The following is a 19,658-nucleotide window of genomic DNA, read 5'->3' on the forward strand; positions in this document are numbered from 1 at the left end:
TTATGAACGCAAAAAATACGGATTTTGGCACTTTTGCACAGGATGTAATGCTCGGCCTAAATTCCACTCCTAAAACTTTACCTTCCAAATATTTCTACGATGCAAAAGGCGATAAGCTGTTTCAGCAGATCATGGCTTTGCCAGAATATTATCTTACTAGAAAAGAATATGAGATTTTGGAAGGTCAGCATGAGCAGATCTTGAATTCAATTCTAAAAATTGGCAAACCTTTCAATCTAATTGAACTTGGAGCTGGAGATGGACTGAAAACCAAAATTTTACTAAGGTTTTTAGTAAACAATGAAATTGATTTTATCTACTATCCAGTTGATTTCTCCGGATCTGTGTTGGAGGAATTAGAGCAAAGTCTGGGGGAAGAAATGCCTAATCTGGAAGTTAATCCCATTCAATCAACCTATAGAGAATCACTCAAAAATCAGGAATGGGAAAATGGTCGACCTAATCTTATTCTTTTTTTGGGTGCTAATCTGGGCAACTTCGGAGTAGAGGAAGCTAAAAATATTATCGATCACCTTAGAGTAGGCACAAGAAAAGGTGACCAAGTTTTGTTGGGTTTTGATTTGAAGAAAAACCCAAATATTATTTTGGATGCCTATAATGATGAACAGGGAGTTACCCGTGAGTTTAATATGAATTTGCTTGATAGAATCAATAGAGAGTTAGATGCTGATTTTGACAGGAATTCATTTGTGCATTGGCCTACTTACGATCCAGTGAGTGGCGAATGTCGGAGCTATTTGGTTTCTCTAAAATCTCAGGCTGTATCTATAGGTGCATTAAATCAGACCTTCGAATTTGAGGCGTTTGAGTCGATCTTCACTGAAATTTCTAAAAAATACAGCTTGTCTGAAATTAGTCATTTAGCATCTTTGGGAGGTTTTGAAGTGAATCAGAACTTTCTGGATTCTGATGGTTATTTTGCGGACGTTTTATGGGAGAAAAAGTAAGTACATAAAAAAAGCACTGAGACATCAGTGCTTTCATTTTTATAACCTTTGATTTTTAGCTGAAATATCTTTTCAGTCCTTCTAATCTTTCCTCCAATTCAGCTTCAACTTTTCTGTAATCAGATTGATCTGTAAGTGGAGCATTCACAGAGAAGTAATATTTGATTTTTGGCTCGGTACCAGAAGGTCTCGCAGAGATTTTACTGCCGTCTGCAAGATAGAACTGCATCACATTCGATTTATCCATATCCAGTTTTTCAGATTTTCCGGACTTGACATCTTTGATTGTACTTTCTTTCACATCCACAATCTTCACGACTTCCACACCATTCATTTCCGCTGGTGGGTGGTGACGAAAGTCTGTCATCAAAGCTTGAATCTGATCGGCTCCATCCTTGCCTTTTTTGGTTACAGAAATTAGAGATTCCTTATAAAATCCGAACTGCGAGTAAATTTCCGCTAATACGTCGAATACTGATTTACCTTGAGTCTTATAATAGGCTATAGCTTCAGCGACCATGGCGCAAGCACTTACACCGTCTTTATCCCGTACGAAGTCACCTACCAAATAGCCATAAGATTCTTCTCCGCCACCTATAAATGTCTGCTTACCTTCAAGATCTTTGATTACAGCAGCAATATTTTTAAATCCAGTCAATACGGAGAAGCATTTCACGCCAAACCCTCCAGCGATTTTATCGATCAATTCGGTAGTCACGATGGTGTTCACCATATACTGATTACCATCAAGTTTACCCGACTTTTTCCATTGACTAAGTAAGTAATAGGTAAGAAGTGCGCCTGTTTGGTTACCGTTCAATAGCTCAAACTCCCCTGAGGAATTGGGTACAGCAGCGGCATAGCGATCACCGTCAGGATCACAGGCCAATACCAATTCCGCACCGATTTCTTTTCCCAATTTAATTGAAAGTGTCAGTGCTTCTGCTTCTTCCGGATTAGGATAAATTACTGTTGGAAAATTTCCATCGGGTTCTGCTTGTTCTTTGACAATGTTTACATTTTCAAATCCAAATACTTTCAATGCAGCAGGCACCATTTTACCCGATGCTCCATGAATTGGAGAGAAGACAATTGGCATATCCTTTTGAGAAGCAATTGCATCCGAAGCCAAGCTCAAGCCTTTGACTAGATCCAAATAAACTTTGTCAAAGTCTTCGTCTATGTATTGGAATAGCTCATCATTTTTATCCCAGTTCACATCGTCAAACGAAGTGATTTTCTTCACTTCATCAATTATATTTTTATCATGAGGAGCTACGACCTGAGCACCATCATCCCAATAGGCCTTGTAGCCATTGTATTCCTTCGGGTTATGTGATGCAGTAATCATTACTCCACTTTTACAATCGTAATGTCTGACAGCAAATGATAGCATAGGAGTCGGTCGCATTTCTTTGAAATACAATACATGAATTCCGTTTGCTGTCAATACATTGGCAGTGGTCGTTGCGAAAAGGGTATTGTTTATTCTGCAATCGTGCGTAATTGCTACTCGGATTGTCTCACCTGGAAAGCATTTCAGAAGATAATTAGCGAGTCCTTGAGTGGCCATTCCGACAGTGTAGACATTCATACGATTTGTTCCCACGCCCATAAGTCCTCTTAGTCCTCCTGTACCAAATTCCAAATCTTGGTAGAATGAATCTGATAGCTCAGAAGGATTTTGATCAATTAGGGTGCGGATTTGGGCTTTCGAATCTTCATCGATATTGCCACTAAGCCAAGTATCTGCTTTGGCTAAGATGCTGGGATCTATGGTTGTCATGTTTTAAAAATTATTGAGGTTCTAAGATATATAAATTCACAAAATATGCCACCTGTTAATTTTTTAGGTGTTGAATCTGTGGATTTTAATTTAATGATGTGGTGAATTGAAAGTTGACGAAAACTACGCTTAGGCTTTTCAAATTCTGTTTTCTAAACTAAGGTGAGATTCACTTAAGAAAATTCTGAACAACTTTGAGTTATCAATTCTCCATTTACTCATAAATTCATAAAGGGCTAAGTATTATTTTTCAAATCATCCTGAAGGTCGTCCTTTTCGCCTTCAGGCAAAGGATCAGCAGGCGGAGGCATAAAATCTCCCTCAAGTACTACTTCTTTTTTTTTTACCCTTGAATAATGTTTTTTAGGAATAATTCCGTAGCCATATCGGATCGAAAAGACTTTGGTAAATTCCGCTCCGTAGAAGAAAATCAAACACGAATAGGAAACCCAAAGTAGTACAAGAATAATTGATCCTGCCGCTCCATAAGTGGATCCGGGCTCAGCAGTGCTAAAATAAATTCCCAATAAGTATTTAGAAATTGAAAAAAGTAAGGACGTCAGCAAAGCGCCAACCCAAACTGATTTCCATTGGATTTTTGCATCGGGTAAATACTTGAATATAAGAGCAAATAATGCTGCAATCACTCCGAAGGAGATAATGAAATCTAATAAAAAGGCAAAAACGACAACGAACTCAGGTAAGATACTGCTAATGAAATCACTGAAAAAGGATAAGAGTGCAGTAAGTATAAAACTAATGAATAAGAGAAATCCTAGTACAAGAACGAACCCAAAGCTAACTGCTCGATCCAATAACATCCGATACCATTTGACATCATCATTCTGCTTTAATCCCCAAATTGAATTGATACTGATCTTCAAATGGAAGAAAACACCTGATGCACCAAAAATCAAAATTCCAATACCGATAATGGAAGCTACAGTAGACTTGCCGCTGGTCTGAGTTTCTTTAACCATGCTTGTAAGGAATTCTGCTGTATCTGATCCCATAGCAGAAGATAGCTCATGTTGTAGTCTTCCTGTCACTATGTCAACTCCCCAGATAGCTCCCACTGTATTGATTACAATAATTAGCAAAGCGGGAAGTGACAGCACTGCATAATAAGCGATAATGGCGCTTAGCCGCCATGGATCAGCATTGTTCCATTGTTTAAAACTCTCCACCATTAAGCTGGGGATATGCGTGAGTTTAAACCTTACCGGGGTCATGTTTCCCATAGTTTCTTCAGTTGCCATTAGCTCTCATTTGTATTATTTGAGGAGCCTTTTTCCTCAGTGTTGGTAAGAGAGGCTAATTCTTTGTTCAGCTGAACACCACCTTTGATTCCAAAGTCCAAAGTACGGATAGGGAATGGGATCATAATATCATTTTTATCAAAAGCTTTCTTGAGAGAAATTATTGCTTCGTTCCGAACTGCAATAAAATCCAGATTAGGCACCTCGAATTTGCACCAGATATTCAAAGTGAAATTAATTGAGCTATCACCAAACCCTGTCCAAAATAGAGTAGGTTCTTCGGATTTCAATCTGGTACTAACGTTTCTTGCAGATTCCAAAGCCACTTTTTCGACAAATTCCAGATCTTCACCATAGCTGACACCGCAATCTATTTGTACTCTACGCTGTGCAAATTCGGTGAAGTTAGTAAAGCATTCTTGAAAGAGGTAGCGATTGGGAATGTAAGCTATTGGTCCATTATATGTTTTGATTTTGGTAACCCGCAGATTGATATCGATTACTGATCCTTCATGTCCATCATGGGTTTTTATAATATCTCCAATTTTATAAGGCTGATTGAATGTGATGTAGACACCTGAAATGAAGTTGGCAGCTGTATCCTGAAAAGCAAAACCTAACGCCAGTCCGATAATACCCAAACCAGCCAAAATAGAGGAAACAGTCTTACTAAGATCCATCACAGATAGCGCTAGCATGACTCCAAAAATCAATATTGCGATAAAGATGAGCTGACTTAGAAACCGACTGATGGTTTCATTGGTGCCCAGCTTGTGTATGTAAGTTGCAGAAAGTCGTTTGAGTGTTTTCGCAATGAAAACTGTGCAGATCAGAAGGATTATCGCTAATGCAAGATTAGGTAGATTCTCTACCAGTATATCTATCCATCCGCTAAGTTTATCCGTGATTTTGTCAAATATTCTTTGGGTGTCATACCCTAACACTTCAGCTGTATTCATAAATAAAATAGGTCTTTAACCGCACTTAGGTCAAAAAAGCATGCCAAGGTAAAGTTGCCTACTTAGTTTACTTTAGTACACAGGATTTTCATGAGTTGGACTTCCTCTTCTTTATACCCATCAGTTGAGAAGTCTTTTGGCAGGCAATCCTTCAGTTTTTGAGGATTTAGACAATGGGATAGAATTTCTGGATGTAGATATGAACTTTTGCAAACAGCTACAGTATGGCCCATCTCCTCCGCCACCATTTTGATCAGGGTCGGCTCAGGTTTTTTTCTTGTTTCACTACACATCAATTCGACTTCGCAGGTATGTTTGATACAAACGCTATTTGCACCCCAGGTTCTGAAATATTTTGCTGTATAATAGTCGCCTTCAGGAGCTTCAGCACTGATATATTCGTTTAATTCCGAAGAGTCTGCAGTGTACCATTCATTATCTTCCTGATACCTGAAAAGCTCATATCCTGGTAGCTGTGAGCAATCTTTCAATAGTCTAATCAGGCGCTTATTTGTGAGTGCTACAGACCTTTGTTTACCACTTTTTGCGATGTAATTGATCAAAAGTCTAGATCCATCTTCCTTAAGATGTTTCCTTCTCAGAGTAGTAAGTCCATGAGTTTTATTACTCTCCGTGTATTGCTTATTTCCTACCCGCAGATACAGCTCATCCAAAAGTGCTGTAGCTAGAGCGAGAACTTTATTTTTATTCCAGGTTTTTTGTCGCAAATCTTTTTGATAACGCTCTCGCAGTTTGGGTAAATAAAACCCAAATTTGAGCAGGTCATCATATTTGATTTTTTGGGTGTATTCTGACCATTTCTTGTGATAGAGGTATTGCTTTCTTCCCTTTTCATCTATTCCGGTAGCTTGTAAATAGCTATTCTTTTTTGGACTGATCCAGACGTCTTTCCAGGCAGGAGGAATGACTAGATTTTCTATTCGCTCTAAATGTGATTCGTTGTCAAGCTTTTGATTGTCTTTGTCTAGAAAAGTAAATCCACGTCCCTTTTTCTTCCTGTGAATACCAGGCTGAGAATCTCTGATGTAAACGAGACCTTTTGGGAGTTCGGCTGCTGTAACCATGGGTTTGTATTGTTATAGGATATACCATTTACATTACAATACTCATGCGCAATGAGATTAGGTCTGTGGGACATTGCTCTGATTCAACAGATCCTTGGTGCCGACCCCAAGTCGCTTGATCAATTGTACAGCTTGCTTTTGTGTAAGGTGGGAGGTACGCACTTTATTTTTGTCAAAAAGTATTACGTTTCCTTCCCAAACATTTGGAGCTGAAGGAACGAAAACTACAATTTCCCCATTTTCCAGTGTATCGACATGGAAGGCGATCATCCAGCCATCTATGGGAACCAACACAACAGGGTAATCTTTATCGCTGTCTAGCCCCACGTTGGTTTGCATAGTACTTTTCATAAGTTGGTAACCTGGGAAAAGCAAAAGAATATGATTTTCAATCCAGTTTACCAGCCACTTGCCCGCTCCAAGTTTAGCTACCCATCCTGCGATAAAACAGAAAATCAGGATAATCAATAAAGCCAAGAAATAGGGGACATCAAAACTTGGACTTTCAAGCCCTAAGCTCTTGCTCAGAGAGGTTGCTATCGGTCGAAGTATGTGAATTATTTTTTCTAAAAAAATAATGACCAACACAATCGGGAATAGGAAGAAAATTCCTCCTTTTATCGTATTGGAAACGAAGCTTAGAGCTGATTTCATGGTTGTAAAAATTTAAAGAAATTACAGCTTTTCATTTAATAGTGAATAAAAAAAGTCGGCTATTGTTACCGACTCATATTTTATAAATTTCCTCTCAGCCCTTGCTCTCTTTCTATTGCCTCGAAAAGTGCTTTGAAATTCCCCTTCCCAAAAGACTTAGCACCTTTACGCTGTATAATTTCAAAAAAAAGTGTTGGTCTGTCCTGTACAGGTTTGGTAAAGATTTGGAGTAAATAGCCTTCATCATCCCGATCTACGAGGATATTCAGGTCTTTCAGTGGTTGTAAATCTTCGTCGATTTTTCCTACACGATCTAATAAATCGTCGTAGTAGGAGGTAGGCACCACTAGAAACTCCACGCCTCTTTTCCTCAATTCAGTCACGGTGTGAATAATATCATCCGTAGCAATAGCCATATGCTGGACACCGGGACCTCGGTAAAAATCTAGGTATTCCTCTATTTGTGATTTCTTTTCGCCTTTTGCTGGTTCGTTAATAGGGAATTTTACATAGCCATTTCCATTGGAAACAACTTTGGACATCAATGCTGAATATTCAGTGGAAATGTCCTCATCATCAAATGTGATAAGCAATTTGAAACCCATTACATTCTCGTAAAAATTCACCCAGCGATTCATCTCACCGAGCTCCACATTTCCGACACAGTGATCTATATATTTAAGACCGATTGGTTCAGCAGTATAAGTACTTGATCTAGGTTGATATCCTGGAAGAAAAATACCATTATAGTTCCTGCGTTCTACAAATGTATGGATGGTTTCTCCATAAGTTTTGATTGAAGAAACGACTACCTCACCATGCTCGTCGGAAATCGTGTTAGGTTCTGATGCTGAAACTGCCCCACGATCTGTCGTTTCTTTCCAAGATTGTGATGCATCATGCACCCAAAGAGCCAGGACTTTTACTCCATCTCCGTGCTTCTTGATATGCTCAGCTATTGAGCCTTCTGGATGCAAAGGAGAAGTAAGTACCAGTCTGATTTTATCTTGCTTAAGCACGTAGGATGCTCTATCCTTAATTCCAGTCTCTGGTCCCGCATAAGCGATCAATTCATATCCGAAGGCATATTGATAGTAAAGTGCGGATTGCTTTGCATTGCCTACGTATAGTTCTACGTAATCCGTTCCTTTCAGAGGAAGAAAGTCTTGACTCATATTTCAGTTATTTTGGGTTTATCCTATATAATCAAAGTTATAAAATATCCCAAAGAATATTTGGTCAAGACCGGGATTATTCCTGAGGGTTTTTATTACCTACTATCGTAATCAAAGCCATAACCAAAAAGGTTAATGCCCAGGTACCCAGGACTGAGTCCATAGCCAGCCAAAGTAAAATAAAGTAATATAAGGGTGCCAAAGCGAAGCCAATTAAAAACTTCCAGGTGGACGAGAAAACCGGATCCTTCACTCCAGGCTTTTTCCACAGCCATAACCAGTATAGAGGGAAATGGAAGATTTTCATCAGTTTATTCTTTAGCCCGGAAACATCATCCACAGGATTTGGAACTTGACCCGTTTCTAGAAACAGGCTTACATCAGCCTTTGAACTTACATCCACATTATTTTCCAGAAGTCTTTCCAGATGTTGATCATAGTTTTCATTGGGTATTTCTACCACCAGATTTTGTAATGCAACCTGAACAGACTTGGTGAGCAAGCCGGATTTTGAAACAGGCATGTCGACCGGAATTACTTCTCCGATCGTAACTCGGACTATACTTCCTGAGCGCTTATGAGCAGAGTAATCTAGTGCTACAGGTAGGATCACAGGAGTGGTTTCAGGATATTTTTCTTTTAGTCCAAAAGCTATTCTTGTAAACCCCTTACTCAGTGGGCGTAGATTTCGTATTAGACTATGACTTCCTTCGGCAAATATGATCACAGCTCCATTCTTTTGCAGGACCTCATAAGTCTGATCAAAAGTGCCTTGATTTTGCTGAATAGTAGAAAATCCATCACGAACTCTATAGACGGGTAGCATGTAGATAAAATTCAGCAGCTTGGCAACAAATGATTTTTTGAATACTGAGGCACGGGTTAAAAAATAAGGTTTTAGCCCTGTATGAGTAGCCAGAAGCAAAGGATCTATCAATGCGTTTTGATGATTTGCCACGAGAAGAATAGGAGTATTCTTTGGAACATTTTCCTTTCCCTCGATGATGATTTTTTTGAAATATCCCTTAAGAGATATCTTGACGAGGATACGAAGGAATTCATTTACTATATACTGCATTGATATTTTTGCTTTTCACAAACTGTTTTCTTGTTCAGTTTTTTGATTTCCAAAGACTTGCGATTGTCATACCTGAAATCAAGTGCCAGATACCCCACCAGGCTGTAATAATAGCCATTCCACCAAGGCCATCAAAATAAGTGAAAATCAAAACCAGCCCCAAACCTGAATTTTGAATCCCTGTCTCTATCGTGATTGTTTTGACATCAGCCAATGGAAGTTTGAATAGCTTTCCTGTAATAAATCCTGACCCCAAAGCCACGAAATTGTGCGCCAAAACCCATAGGAAGATGAGGGATATGTATTTGGTGAATAATTCAAAATTCCCTGTAAAAGCGATTACCACAAAGGCAGCGAAAATTAATATGCTCAGTGGCTTTAGAATTTTGGAGGCTTTCTCTGCAAATGTATGTGCATACTTGTGCGTAATTATTCCTAAGATCAATGGAATACCTAGGATTAATGCTACTGTAGAGAAGGCATCAGTATAATCCAGACTGATTTCTTTGAGGAGGTTTGAGGTGGGAGCATAAAATCCTGCCCACAGTGCAAAGTTCAAAGGAGTGGTGATGATAGAAATTATACTGGAGAATCCTGTGAGGCTCACTGAAAGTGCGGTGTTTCCCTTTGCCAGACTAGTCAGGAAATTGGAGACATTCCCACCTGGACAAGCTGCCACGAGAAACATTCCTAATGCTACCGAAGGAGGTGACTGCATGATGAGCACGAGACACCAGGTAAGAAATGGCAATAATAGGAACTGTGAAAATACCCCTAGAAAGAAACCTTTTGGATTTTGTATCAGGTATTTGAAATCTTCAAATCTTAAATCTAGTGCTACCCCATACATGATCAAAGCCAAGGCTAGATTGAGCAGCAGTAAATCATTGGCAGAAAAATTCAGCTGGATCGAATCCAGTTCGGTGCTTGGGTTCATTTAATTTGAAATAGAGAAAAAGATAAGACCGGAAACCATGGCAATACCAAAACTTAGCAGGGTTCCGATCAGAATGTATTCAGTGAGTTTTCTCTCTTTTGATTTTCGAAGATCGCCAAATCTAAAGACAGATTTCGCTGCCAGCAAAAAACCTACGGCCTCCCAGTGCCCAGTCACTATAAATGAAAAGACAAATAGCCGCTCCAAAATCCCTATGTACTTGCCGGCATCCTGCAGAGACTGGTCGGGCTGTGAAGGGATGGAATCAGACCATTTTTTAAGCAGGTTGGATAAAATAATTGAGGTAGGCTGAGTAAGGAAAAGTATTAAAGTGATAAGGGAAAGAATTCTCGGACTTTGTAGGATTTGCCCGAAATCAATAGAAACCTCTGTAAAAGCTACCCAAATGAGGAAAATACTTACTATATGTAAGATTTGATCTGCGATGAACCAGGTTGTTTTAGTTTTAGGCTTTTGCGCATAAAGCTTTATTAGATCTATACCCGAATGTGCTAGAGTAATAGTCAGCGCCATTGGCCATAGGCTAAAATCCCAAAGTATTAATATCACCAGCACACCATGAAGCAACACATGCAGATATAGCTTTGGCGACGTAGCTTTTCGTTTCTCCTTTTCTTTTACCCATGAGGTGGGCTGAAGTATAAAATCTCCAATGAGATGGGCGAGAATAAGTTTGATTAAAATCAGCATTACAGAAGTTGACTAAGTTTCTTTCTGAATAATTTTTCCATAGCCAAAATATCCTCTCCATTTGCGGCTTTGTAGCGTTTGCTGACAGAATTTTGGTTGATATGCAGGATTTCTCCTATCTGCGCTTGTGTACGATCTGGATTGGATAGCATTTCTGACATTAATTCGCCTGAGGATATTGACCAGCTGTCCATTTGAATGCCGGCCAATTTCAGGTAAAGATTCATTTCATCATTCCATTCTTCCCAGGGAGAGTTGATTGCTAAGGTGACCATTTCGCTTTTCAGGTGCTCAAATTTTTCACCTGACCTTACAAAAGCCTCTCCATTGCTTTCAGAGACGCTGTCAGCATTGTGAGTTTTTGCACCTATTCCAATTGCCATCCGCACGTCCACTGGAGAACTCCTTTTATTTTTGTCAGGGTAGGGAAGACTTTTTATTAGCGCTTTGATCTGTAGTGCAGCGAGTAAACTTTCGGTTGGATCTGCGATTTCCAGTTGAAAACTATCTCCACGGAAGATTTCCCATTGCTTTGGAGTTTGTCCCCAGTTGCCCAGCAATTCTTTGAATGGCTTGATCCATATATCCTGACTTTTGAGCTCGCGGGAATTGATAATATCTCCTGTTATAATTGCTGTCATAATCTCAAATATCACCATTTACGGTGATAATCCAAAATATCACCATTTACGGTGATAAATCAGAATATCACCATTTACAGTGATAAACCGGAATATCACCGTAAGTAGTGATAAAGATCAGTTAATAGGATTAGGAAAGGAGGATAAAAGCAATCGTTTGCACAAGTTATTTGGGTGTATAAATAATTAGTATTGATAGATAAGAAGAGATTGTTTAGATTAAAAATTCGTAGGTGAAATAGAATAAAAGAAAAGGCAAACACAAAATAATTGCTAATTGGTCCGGGAAATCATTGGGGCTATTTAAAACAATTATAACCATATGAAATGCTGTAAATCAGCCAATCAAGAAGAAGAGAATAAACTTAGGAAGAATAATAAAAAACCCTGTAACCTTAAATCAAAATGGAAAAAAGAAGAGAATTCATTAAGAAAAGTCTCTTAGGAACTGCCGGAATAGCCATGGCAGGAATGAGTATGAGTGCAAAATCGTACGCTTCCATCATCGGCGCAAACGAGCGGATCAATCTGGCGGTGATAGGTATCCGCGGACAAGGCAGCAATCACATCGATCAGTGGTGTGCCCTGAAAGATAATCGTAACGTAAGACTAAAAACGCTTTGTGATGCAGATGAGCAGTATTTCTCTGAGAAATCAAAAGTAGTCATCGATAAAACCGGCGTCACTCCAACCACGGAATGGGATATGCGAAAGGTACTCGAGGATAAGGAATTAGATGCAGTATCTATGGCTATTCCAAATCACTGGCACGCGCTGGGAACTATCTGGGCATGCCAAGCAGGGAAGCATGTATACATAGAAAAGCCAGCAAGTCACAATGTCTGGGAAGGCAGAAAAATGGTAGAAGCAGCCCGCAAATATGATAGAAGAGTGCAGGTAGGATTCCAAAACCGCTCCATTGCAAATGTGATGGAAGCTATGGAATTCCTTCATGGCGGAGGAATTGGGGATGTATATATGGCAAGAGGAACTTGCTTTAAGCCTCGCGATTCTTTTGGTAAAGTAGCAGACAGCACACCGCCTGCATCCTTACATTACGATTATTGGAGAGGTCCGGCGCAGATGATTCCATACAATGAAAAGAAAGTTCATTACAACTGGCATTGGCACTGGGCCACAGGAAACGGTGATACAGGAAACCAAGGTCCACACCAATTTGACGTAGCTCGCTGGGGAATGAATAAGAATGAACATCCAATTTCAGTGTATTCAGCAGGAGGAATCTACGGAATAGATCCAAATGAATGCTCTCAGGAAACTCCAAATACTCAAAGTTCAGTTTTCAAATACGCAGATGGAACCATGCTTGAATTTGAGACCCGTGGAAGATACACGAATGGCGAATCAAGCTTAGGCATCCACATAGGAAATGTGTTTTATGGAACCAAAGGTTATCTGGAACTAGACGGCGGTACTTGGAAAGCATTTCGTGAGAAAGGAAAAGAACCTTTCGCCCAATCAAAGAAAGAAACTGCTCCAGCTCCGAGTAGTCAAGTACTCGCAGCACCGGGTGGTGCCGAGCATTATGCCAATTTTTTGGATGCCATACGTGCAGAAAATAATGAAACCCTTCATTGTGATATCGAAGAAGGTTTCAAATCTTCTGTGCTTCCACTTATCGCCAATGTATCGTACCTCACCGGCCGTGAATTGAGATTTGATGGGACGACTGAAAAGTTTGTAAAGGACAAGGAAGCAGATAAAATGCTTACTAGAGATTACCGTGATCCTTACACAGTTCCAAACAAAGTTTGATTTATGAGTAATTCTAGAAGAAATTTTATGCAGAAAAGCGTAGTAGCTAGTGTAAGTCTTGCTGCTATGCAATTTCCCTTGGATGTCTTTGCCATGGCAAAGTCGAACATGAAATTCGGATTGGTAACCTATCAATGGGGACGAGACTGGGATCTTCCCACGCTGATCGCTAACTGTGAAAAAGCAGGGGTGCTGGGAGTAGAACTTCGAACAGAACATGAGCACGGAGTGGAAACAAGTCTAAATGCTGCAGAGCGTGCCGAAGTTAAAAAACGCTTTAAGGATAGCAAGGTAACTTGCTTAGGATATGGTAGTAATTTCGAATACCATAGTACGGATCCGGCAGTTGTACGAAAGAATGTAGACGAAACAAAAGAATATATAAAACTTTGCAAAGATATTGGTGCCACTGGAATTAAGGTGAAGCCAAACAATCTACCTGAAGGGGTTCCAAAGGAAAAGACGATCTCTCAGATAGCTGCTTCCTTTAATGAAGTTGGAAAGTTTGCCTCAGAATATGGGCAGTTAGTAAGGGTGGAGGTTCATGGGAATTTGACACAAGAGCTACCCAATATGAAAGCGATTTTTGAACAGGTCACCGAGCCTGCAGTGAAAATATGCTGGAACTGCAATGCCGAAGATCTACTTCCGCCTGGCCTTGAAGAGAATTTCAATTCCGTAAAAAAATGGTTTGGAGACACGGTACACGTCAGGGAATTCAATGAAGGCGATTATCCTTATCCAGAACTTTTCAAATTATTTAATGACATCAACTATGATGGCTGGATTCTGATGGAAGCTAGAACTGAACCTGCCGATCGAGTAGCTGCACTGAAGGAACAGCTGACATTATTCAATCAGCTGAAGAAGGGGAATAAATAACTTTTCCTGAAACGAATAGCACTTTTACATTTAATTACTAAACCCTAAATCCATAAATTCTATGCGGATTTTAAACAGACAAAAATACTTTACCTATCTAACGTTAGTTGCCTTATATACAATGACTTTTGCTTGTGGATCTTCTGATAAAAAAACAGAAACTGAAAAAGAAACTGAGGAAATGAAAGATAGGATAGAACTCATTAGAGATGATGCTGCAAAGAAAGTAGATGTAATCATTGATGGAGAGTTTTTTACTTCTTATATCTATCCTGATTCATTGGAGAAACCTGTACTTTATCCTATAAATACTGCTAATGGAAATGCAATTACCCGTGGATGGCCTATCAGTCCTAGGCCAGGAGAGCGGGTTGATCACCCTCATCATTTGGGCCTCTGGTTCAATTATGGTGATGTGAATGGACTGGACTTTTGGAACAATTCTTCGGCGATCACTGACAAAACCAAATATGGTCATATCGTACACAAATCCATCAACTCTGTGAAAAGTGGAAAAGAGGGAGGTGTATTGGAAGTGAGCTTGGATTGGATGAATAACGCTGGAGAGGTTCTTTTAACAGAAAACACCACTTTTATTTTCAGCGGAAAAGATGATCAGCGTACTATAGATCGGATCGCCACCTTGACGGCTCCAAACGGTGAAGTAAAATTGACAGACAACAAGGAAGGGATGCTTGGCTTACGCACAGCAAGACAGCTGGAGCATCCGTCCAATAAACCGGAGATTTTCACGGATGCTTCAGGAGTTGCCACTGATGTTCCAACAATGAATAATGAAGGAATTACTGGAATGTATTTGAGTAGTGAAGGAATTAAGGGTGATGATGTGTGGGGAACTAGAGGGGATTGGGTAAGCCTCACAGGTAAAATCAATGACGAAAATATCTCTGTAGCTATCTTAGATTTTCCATCTAACCCAGGATATCCAACCTATTGGCATGCAAGAGGATATGGCTTGTTTGCAGCAAACCCTTTGGGGCAAAAAGCATTGAGTGATGGTAAAGAGGAGTTAAATTTCAAATTGGAAAAAGGAGAATCGGCAACCTTCAAATATAGAGTTATCATCTATTCCAATGAAAGTATTTTAGAAGGTCAGGTTAGCCAGGATTATATCGAATGGGCTAAGTAAGATACGTATTTACTTTTTAGAGGGAGCTAGTTTTAATTAGCTCCCTTTTACTTTTTTATGCTAATTTTAGCCTATTAAAATCTCTCTATAAAATATCTGACAGAACCAACTTCTTGCTCTCTAGCAAGTAAATAAGCTATTCCTGCTAGGGAATGCTTTGGTTTATTTTTACTTAAACTTTATAAAGAACCCCATAAAATCGATTAAGCATAAAACGTTTTGCATACGGATTATTAATCATCGTTTGGGATTCCTTTTACCTCAAAGAAATTATAGAAAGATGAAAAATTACAATAAAATCGCTGTGATCGGCGGTACAGGCAAATCCGGAGTGTTCTTGGTTAAAGAGCTTCTTCGCCAAAATTTTAAAATTAAAGTCCTTGTCCGGAATCCCGGCAAAGTTCCATCTAAACATCCCAATATAGAAGTAATTATTGGTGATTTGTTGGATAAGAAAGCGCTACAAGCGCTAATTTCTGGTTGTGATGGATTAATAAGTTTGCTAGGGATGGGGATTCCTCACAGCGAGCCTACAATTTTCAGTAAGGCAACCAAACTAATTTTGGAAGTATTGGAAGCAAATAGGGTTAGCCGCTATCTTGTGATTACGGGACTGAACGTGGAAACTGAAATGGATCAAAAAGGAGAAACAATACGTGCAGCCACGGATTGGATGTACTCCAATTATCCGGTATCCACAAAAGATAGGCAGTTGGAATATGAGCTTCTTCGTGCCTCAAAATTAGAATGGACCTTGGTAAGATTGCCTTTGATAATGCAGACTGATGAAGCTCCGGAGATTGTTGTTTCATTGACTGATTGTCCAGGACAGTATATTTCAGCTACTAGCTTGGCTAGATTTCTTATTACTGTTTTGCAGAATGGAAGCCACTTGAAAGAGGCTCCGTTTATTGCAAATATTGAATAAAAAAAAAATGAAGCAGGCCTTTAGGCCTGCTTCATTAATTTAATAGAAATTTAACTTTTTGCTTTTACTTTACTTTTTCCAGTGAAACTGCATTCATACAATATCTCAATCCACTAGGAGCAGGGCCGTCCGGAAATACATGTCCAAGATGCGCATCACATACGTTGCAAAGCGCCTCTACTCTTACCATTCCAAAGCTTATATCTTTATGGTAAGCGACATTTTCCACCGCAACCGGCTGAGTAAAAGATGGCCAGCCTGTTCCGCTTTCAAACTTTTCATTTGAATCGAATAAAGGGGTACCACAACATTTACAGGCATACAATCCAGGCTCAAATAAGCTACAAAGCTCAGAGCTGTGTGCCCGCTCAGTTCCTTTTTGCCGGGCGACATAGTATTCTTCAGAACTTAAAATCTCCTTCCATTCCGCATCCGTTTTTTCCACTCTTTTAGGCGGTGTAGGATTTCCATTGTTAGCAAATTTTATAATGTCATTCCAGTTTAGCATATCTTTCAATTCGTTTTAATTCTAATTAAGTTGTTTAGCGTAACGCCGTCTGAGCATTACAAGTTTGGGCGAAATGTAGGTTTGGCAGAATGGAGCATCCTGTCTTTTCTGATAGTAATTCAAAAACTCTTCCTTATTTGACCTGAAATCACACAAGGACAAAACCTTGGTAATAGGTTCCTTATCCAAGATTAATTTAGCTTCTGAAAATGCTTTTTCCACTTCAGCTCTTTGTGACTTATCCAAATAGTAAATAGCAGATCTGTATTTATTGCGAAGGCTATGATTAGCCATACTTGAGTGAGATAATAAATGAATTTCTATTAGTGTTTTAAGATTTATCGACTCAGGATTATAGTTAAGAATCACGGCCTCAGAGAAACTGCTATTTTCGCCATCAGAAGCTATCCAGCCTTGTTCTACTTTATTTACTCCGGTCAGGGACTGAAATACAGCTTCTGTGCACCAATGGCATCCTCCTCCAAAACCAATCTTCTGTTCAGTCATTACATTTTTTTTCTATACAACAATGATAGAATAGCTTTTGGTTTCGCTTTGGTTTGGTTCTACTAAAGACAATCCTTCTTTTTTGGTAAACTCATGATTGGAATCTGAACTATCTGCTATGCCTAACCAGGGTTCTATGCAAACGTATGGAGCTGCAGGTTTTGCCCAAATTCCTAAGTAATCAAAATCATCAAATTTTACAGTCAAAATTGCGCCCTTTTCTTTATGGGAAAGCGTTGCTTCTTTGGATTTCAAATGCTTGAAAATTAGTGCGTCATCGTCGAATAAGTCCTTACTCAATGGAATAATATTACTATTTTCTATAAATGGTTTTGGCTCATTTTTAATCAGTCCTTGTTCGTCGATCAACCAAGTACTATCAGTTTCTTGCTGTGGAAATTGAATCCTGTAATCTTCATATATCTCTCCAGGCAGCAATGGACAGTTGAATGCAGGATGTCCACCAAGAAAATATGGCATGGGTACATTATCAAGATTGGTGATTTGATGTTTTATCTCCAACGTTTTACCTGAAAGAATGAAAGATATTTCAAGCTGGAATTTGAATGGGTAATGCTGTAACGTTTCTTGATCCCATGTCAAGCGAAATGATAGACAATTATCAGTTTGTTTGATAAGTTCAGGTTTGGAAGAATTCCGAACTAATCCATGCTTTGGCATTTCATATTTCTCAACATTTATGAGGGTATAGCCATCTTTGAGTGCTCCGACAATTGGAAAAAGTACCGGCGCCTGTCCCTTCCAGATAGTTGGGTCAGCTTGCCACATATATTCGACGCCTGTAAGTTTTGATTTGATGGAACTGAGTTCCATTCCAATTGGATTGACTGCTATGGTTAATTCTGCAGACTCTAGTGTATAATTCATGATTACTTAATTTTCGCTAAGAATTAAAATTGGTGGTAAAAAGAGATTCTATTATGGTTAATATATCAAAATTTATTTTCGTGATTCTGAAGTTTAAAGCATACATTTTTAAGATAAAATCGTTCTCCCTTCATTTAACCCCACTTAGGACTGGTATAAAACGAAGAATCTCTTAATAGATTTTTAATAAAAGATGAAAGTTGCTTCCAAAAGTATAGGGCACAATACGAACCGTACTAAAACGGCATTTTTATAAAACGGTGGAAAAACGGCCTCTCTAGCAAATGGAGAGGCTTTTTTAATGGTTTTAGCTAGGTAAACGGCTGAAATCGAAACGTCCTTCTCTTCCATCCTCTTCCATCGTGCTATCATCACAAAGGCTAATGTATGCCAAAACGGCTTAAAAACTTCCATTATGCCCGTTTAAAGTGCCTACAAAGGGGATTTAAAAGACCTTTAAAGCATTATTTTTTTATCAAAAGCAGCTAGAAAAATGAGTGATGAATTCCATTGATTTTTGCTAAATGTGTGGGTATGGGTGCCAGTTAGGGTGCCATTTAGGGTGCCAAAAAACCGTTAAAAAAACGCCTTTCAATACCCTATAGCATTATTTTTTGACAATTAAAGAGCTAATTAATGATTATTTGGTACCCTATAAAACCACATTCAAACATTTAACAAAATCAAATAAACAACTGAAAATCAAGCCATTAGGTTGATTTTTAAAGGTTTTAATTAATAAAAAGTGTGTGCGTGTGGAATTATTGGGATTTATGAAACTCTTTCTTGGTTGATTTTGGCCGGATTTCGGTAATGACTTCCTTTAACGCGTCAATTGTATCCTGCTGAGTTCTTATCACGGTTTCTTGGGCAGTAATAATCCTTTCTAGAGACTCTATATTTTTTGCCCTGTAAAAATCAATCGGGTTTACTTGCTCATTAACCTGACTAGTTTGCTTAGGGATATTTGGTATTTCCCTATCTGTATTTATCAATACAGTATTCACATTTTTTGATTCAAAACTTGATAGATCCTTTTCTATAAAATCATTGAACTTTATGTTAAAATGATTGACAAGCCTGTGAACAATATCGACAGGAGGTATCGTCCCGCTTTCATAACTAGCAATATTGCTTCTGGAAACATCTAAAATTTCAGCTAACTGAACTTGAGTAAGACCATTTATTACTCTTAAGTACTTGATATTCAATCTCAAAAAATCCATTTCAAATAATTGTTAAAATAATTGACATTATGATTTGCGTTTGTCAATATGATTGACATACTTTGTGTTAATAGTAACAAAGGTAATCAAGAACTATGAAAAAGAAAGAACCCAGGTATCCTGAAAATAAATATCTCTCAATCGAGGTATTCAAGTCAGAAATGACTCAGGAGCAGATTGCAGAGCTAATCGGATGTTCTAGAAAGACTCTCAATGAGACTATAAATGGGCATTACAAGGGTGTCAATATAATTCCCAAACTAAAGGCTGTCCTAGAATCAATATAACCACGCAATTAACCACTAGTAACCATGCAGATTTCACCTTACGAGATTTACAACAATCAGATTGGAGTACGCCTAAGTTATCTTTTAAGTGACTCCGACAAGAGACATCCCTATTCAATGGGGCTGATGAGTTACCATGCTTTTAAGCATCGAGCAAATCGTACTCCAGGATTCAGACTGAAGGAAGGAAGAGGAAAGGGAAATGAGGCTCTTGTATCCTGGAAGTGCATGCCACACGAATGGCAATCCATAT

Annotated in this window: 21 protein-coding genes; 7 read left to right on the forward strand and 14 right to left on the reverse strand. The window is 38.9% G+C overall.

Annotated elements, in window-relative coordinates; all coding sequences use genetic code 11:
* The first annotated feature begins 2 nt into the window (after positions 1–2).
* Positions 3–968: an L-histidine N(alpha)-methyltransferase gene (locus tag AACZ73_RS07890; RefSeq protein ID WP_339876937.1), complete on the forward strand. Its 966-nt coding sequence runs from the start codon at positions 3–5 to the stop codon at positions 966–968.
* Between the two features lie 55 nt (positions 969–1,023).
* On the opposite strand, the gene AACZ73_RS07895 is transcribed toward AACZ73_RS07890, so the two are convergent.
* From AACZ73_RS07895 to AACZ73_RS07940, 10 genes are all read right to left on the reverse strand, one after another.
* Positions 1,024–2,754, reverse strand: a complete 1,731-nt coding sequence (locus AACZ73_RS07895; protein WP_339876938.1) for a phospho-sugar mutase — start codon at positions 2,752–2,754, stop codon at positions 1,024–1,026.
* Between the two features lie 236 nt (positions 2,755–2,990).
* On the reverse strand, positions 2,991–4,013 hold the full coding sequence (locus AACZ73_RS07900) for a YihY/virulence factor BrkB family protein (protein ID WP_339876940.1): 1,023 nt from the start codon (positions 4,011–4,013) through the stop codon (positions 2,991–2,993).
* Positions 4,013–4,972 carry a mechanosensitive ion channel family protein gene (locus tag AACZ73_RS07905; protein WP_339876941.1) on the reverse strand — a complete coding sequence of 320 codons (960 nt, stop codon included), beginning with the start codon at positions 4,970–4,972 and terminating at the stop codon, positions 4,013–4,015. The genes AACZ73_RS07900 and AACZ73_RS07905 overlap by 1 nt, the downstream gene beginning before the upstream one ends.
* A gap of 62 nt (positions 4,973–5,034) precedes the next feature.
* A complete protein-coding gene (locus AACZ73_RS07910) occupies positions 5,035–6,057 on the reverse strand; it encodes a DNA topoisomerase IB (protein ID WP_339876943.1) in 1,023 nt (340 codons plus the stop codon).
* 57 nt (positions 6,058–6,114) lie between these two features.
* Complete coding sequence (locus AACZ73_RS07915) at positions 6,115–6,711, reverse strand: DUF502 domain-containing protein (protein WP_339876945.1); 597 nt, start codon at positions 6,709–6,711, stop codon at positions 6,115–6,117.
* 80 nt (positions 6,712–6,791) lie between these two features.
* A complete protein-coding gene (gene hppD / locus AACZ73_RS07920; RefSeq protein WP_339876947.1) occupies positions 6,792–7,886 on the reverse strand; it encodes a 4-hydroxyphenylpyruvate dioxygenase in 1,095 nt (364 codons plus the stop codon).
* A gap of 76 nt (positions 7,887–7,962) precedes the next feature.
* Positions 7,963–8,964 (reverse strand): 1-acyl-sn-glycerol-3-phosphate acyltransferase, encoded by a 1,002-nt coding sequence (locus AACZ73_RS07925; protein WP_339876949.1) that lies wholly within the window; start codon positions 8,962–8,964, stop codon positions 7,963–7,965.
* 34 nt (positions 8,965–8,998) lie between these two features.
* A complete protein-coding gene (locus AACZ73_RS07930) occupies positions 8,999–9,901 on the reverse strand; it encodes a bile acid:sodium symporter family protein (RefSeq protein WP_339876950.1) in 903 nt (300 codons plus the stop codon).
* Positions 9,902–10,612 (reverse strand): DUF3307 domain-containing protein, encoded by a 711-nt coding sequence (locus AACZ73_RS07935; protein WP_339876951.1) that lies wholly within the window; start codon positions 10,610–10,612, stop codon positions 9,902–9,904.
* The gene (locus AACZ73_RS07940) at positions 10,612–11,253 is read right to left on the reverse strand and encodes a hypothetical protein (RefSeq protein ID WP_339876953.1); all 642 of its coding nucleotides are present in this window, start codon (positions 11,251–11,253) and stop codon (positions 10,612–10,614) included. Before AACZ73_RS07940 ends, AACZ73_RS07935 begins: the two co-directional genes overlap by 1 nt.
* Positions 11,254–11,658: 405 nt before the next feature.
* Between AACZ73_RS07940 and AACZ73_RS07945 the strand changes: the two genes are divergently transcribed.
* The 4 genes from AACZ73_RS07945 to AACZ73_RS07960 all read left to right on the forward strand — a co-directional run bounded on the left by AACZ73_RS07945 (position 11,659) and on the right by AACZ73_RS07960 (position 15,989).
* The gene (locus AACZ73_RS07945) at positions 11,659–13,029 is read left to right on the forward strand and encodes a Gfo/Idh/MocA family oxidoreductase (RefSeq protein ID WP_339876954.1); all 1,371 of its coding nucleotides are present in this window, start codon (positions 11,659–11,661) and stop codon (positions 13,027–13,029) included.
* Positions 13,030–13,032: 3 nt separating this feature from the next.
* Positions 13,033–13,911, forward strand: coding sequence for a sugar phosphate isomerase/epimerase family protein (locus AACZ73_RS07950; protein WP_339876956.1), 879 nt, complete (start codon positions 13,033–13,035; stop codon positions 13,909–13,911).
* 61 nt (positions 13,912–13,972) lie between these two features.
* Complete coding sequence (locus AACZ73_RS07955; protein ID WP_339876957.1) at positions 13,973–15,061, forward strand: PmoA family protein; 1,089 nt, start codon at positions 13,973–13,975, stop codon at positions 15,059–15,061.
* Between the two features lie 280 nt (positions 15,062–15,341).
* Entirely contained in the window at positions 15,342–15,989 is a 648-nt protein-coding gene (locus tag AACZ73_RS07960) for an NAD(P)H-binding protein (RefSeq protein WP_339876959.1), read from the forward strand.
* A gap of 64 nt (positions 15,990–16,053) precedes the next feature.
* Here AACZ73_RS07960 and msrB read toward each other — a convergent pair whose 3' ends face one another.
* The 4 genes from msrB to AACZ73_RS07980 form a co-directional block, all read right to left on the reverse strand.
* A complete protein-coding gene (gene msrB / locus AACZ73_RS07965) occupies positions 16,054–16,497 on the reverse strand; it encodes a peptide-methionine (R)-S-oxide reductase MsrB (protein WP_339876961.1) in 444 nt (147 codons plus the stop codon).
* Between the two features lie 21 nt (positions 16,498–16,518).
* Positions 16,519–17,004, reverse strand: coding sequence for a peptide-methionine (S)-S-oxide reductase (locus AACZ73_RS07970; RefSeq protein WP_339876962.1), 486 nt, complete (start codon positions 17,002–17,004; stop codon positions 16,519–16,521).
* Between the two features lie 12 nt (positions 17,005–17,016).
* On the reverse strand, positions 17,017–17,892 hold the full coding sequence (locus AACZ73_RS07975; protein WP_339876963.1) for an aldose 1-epimerase family protein: 876 nt from the start codon (positions 17,890–17,892) through the stop codon (positions 17,017–17,019).
* A 761-nt stretch (positions 17,893–18,653) separates the two neighbouring features.
* The gene (locus tag AACZ73_RS07980; protein WP_339876965.1) at positions 18,654–19,118 is read right to left on the reverse strand and encodes a helix-turn-helix transcriptional regulator; all 465 of its coding nucleotides are present in this window, start codon (positions 19,116–19,118) and stop codon (positions 18,654–18,656) included.
* Between the two features lie 95 nt (positions 19,119–19,213).
* Between AACZ73_RS07980 and AACZ73_RS07985 the strand changes: the two genes are divergently transcribed.
* Both AACZ73_RS07985 and AACZ73_RS07990 read left to right on the forward strand, forming a co-directional pair.
* The gene (locus AACZ73_RS07985) at positions 19,214–19,405 is read left to right on the forward strand and encodes a hypothetical protein (protein ID WP_339876967.1); all 192 of its coding nucleotides are present in this window, start codon (positions 19,214–19,216) and stop codon (positions 19,403–19,405) included.
* 24 nt (positions 19,406–19,429) lie between these two features.
* Positions 19,430–19,658 (forward strand): hypothetical protein (locus AACZ73_RS07990; RefSeq protein ID WP_339876969.1); only part of this gene is annotated, 229 nt, incomplete at its 3' end.

Source organism: uncultured Algoriphagus sp. (genome assembly GCF_963974835.1).
Taxonomy (GTDB): domain Bacteria; phylum Bacteroidota; class Bacteroidia; order Cytophagales; family Cyclobacteriaceae; genus Algoriphagus.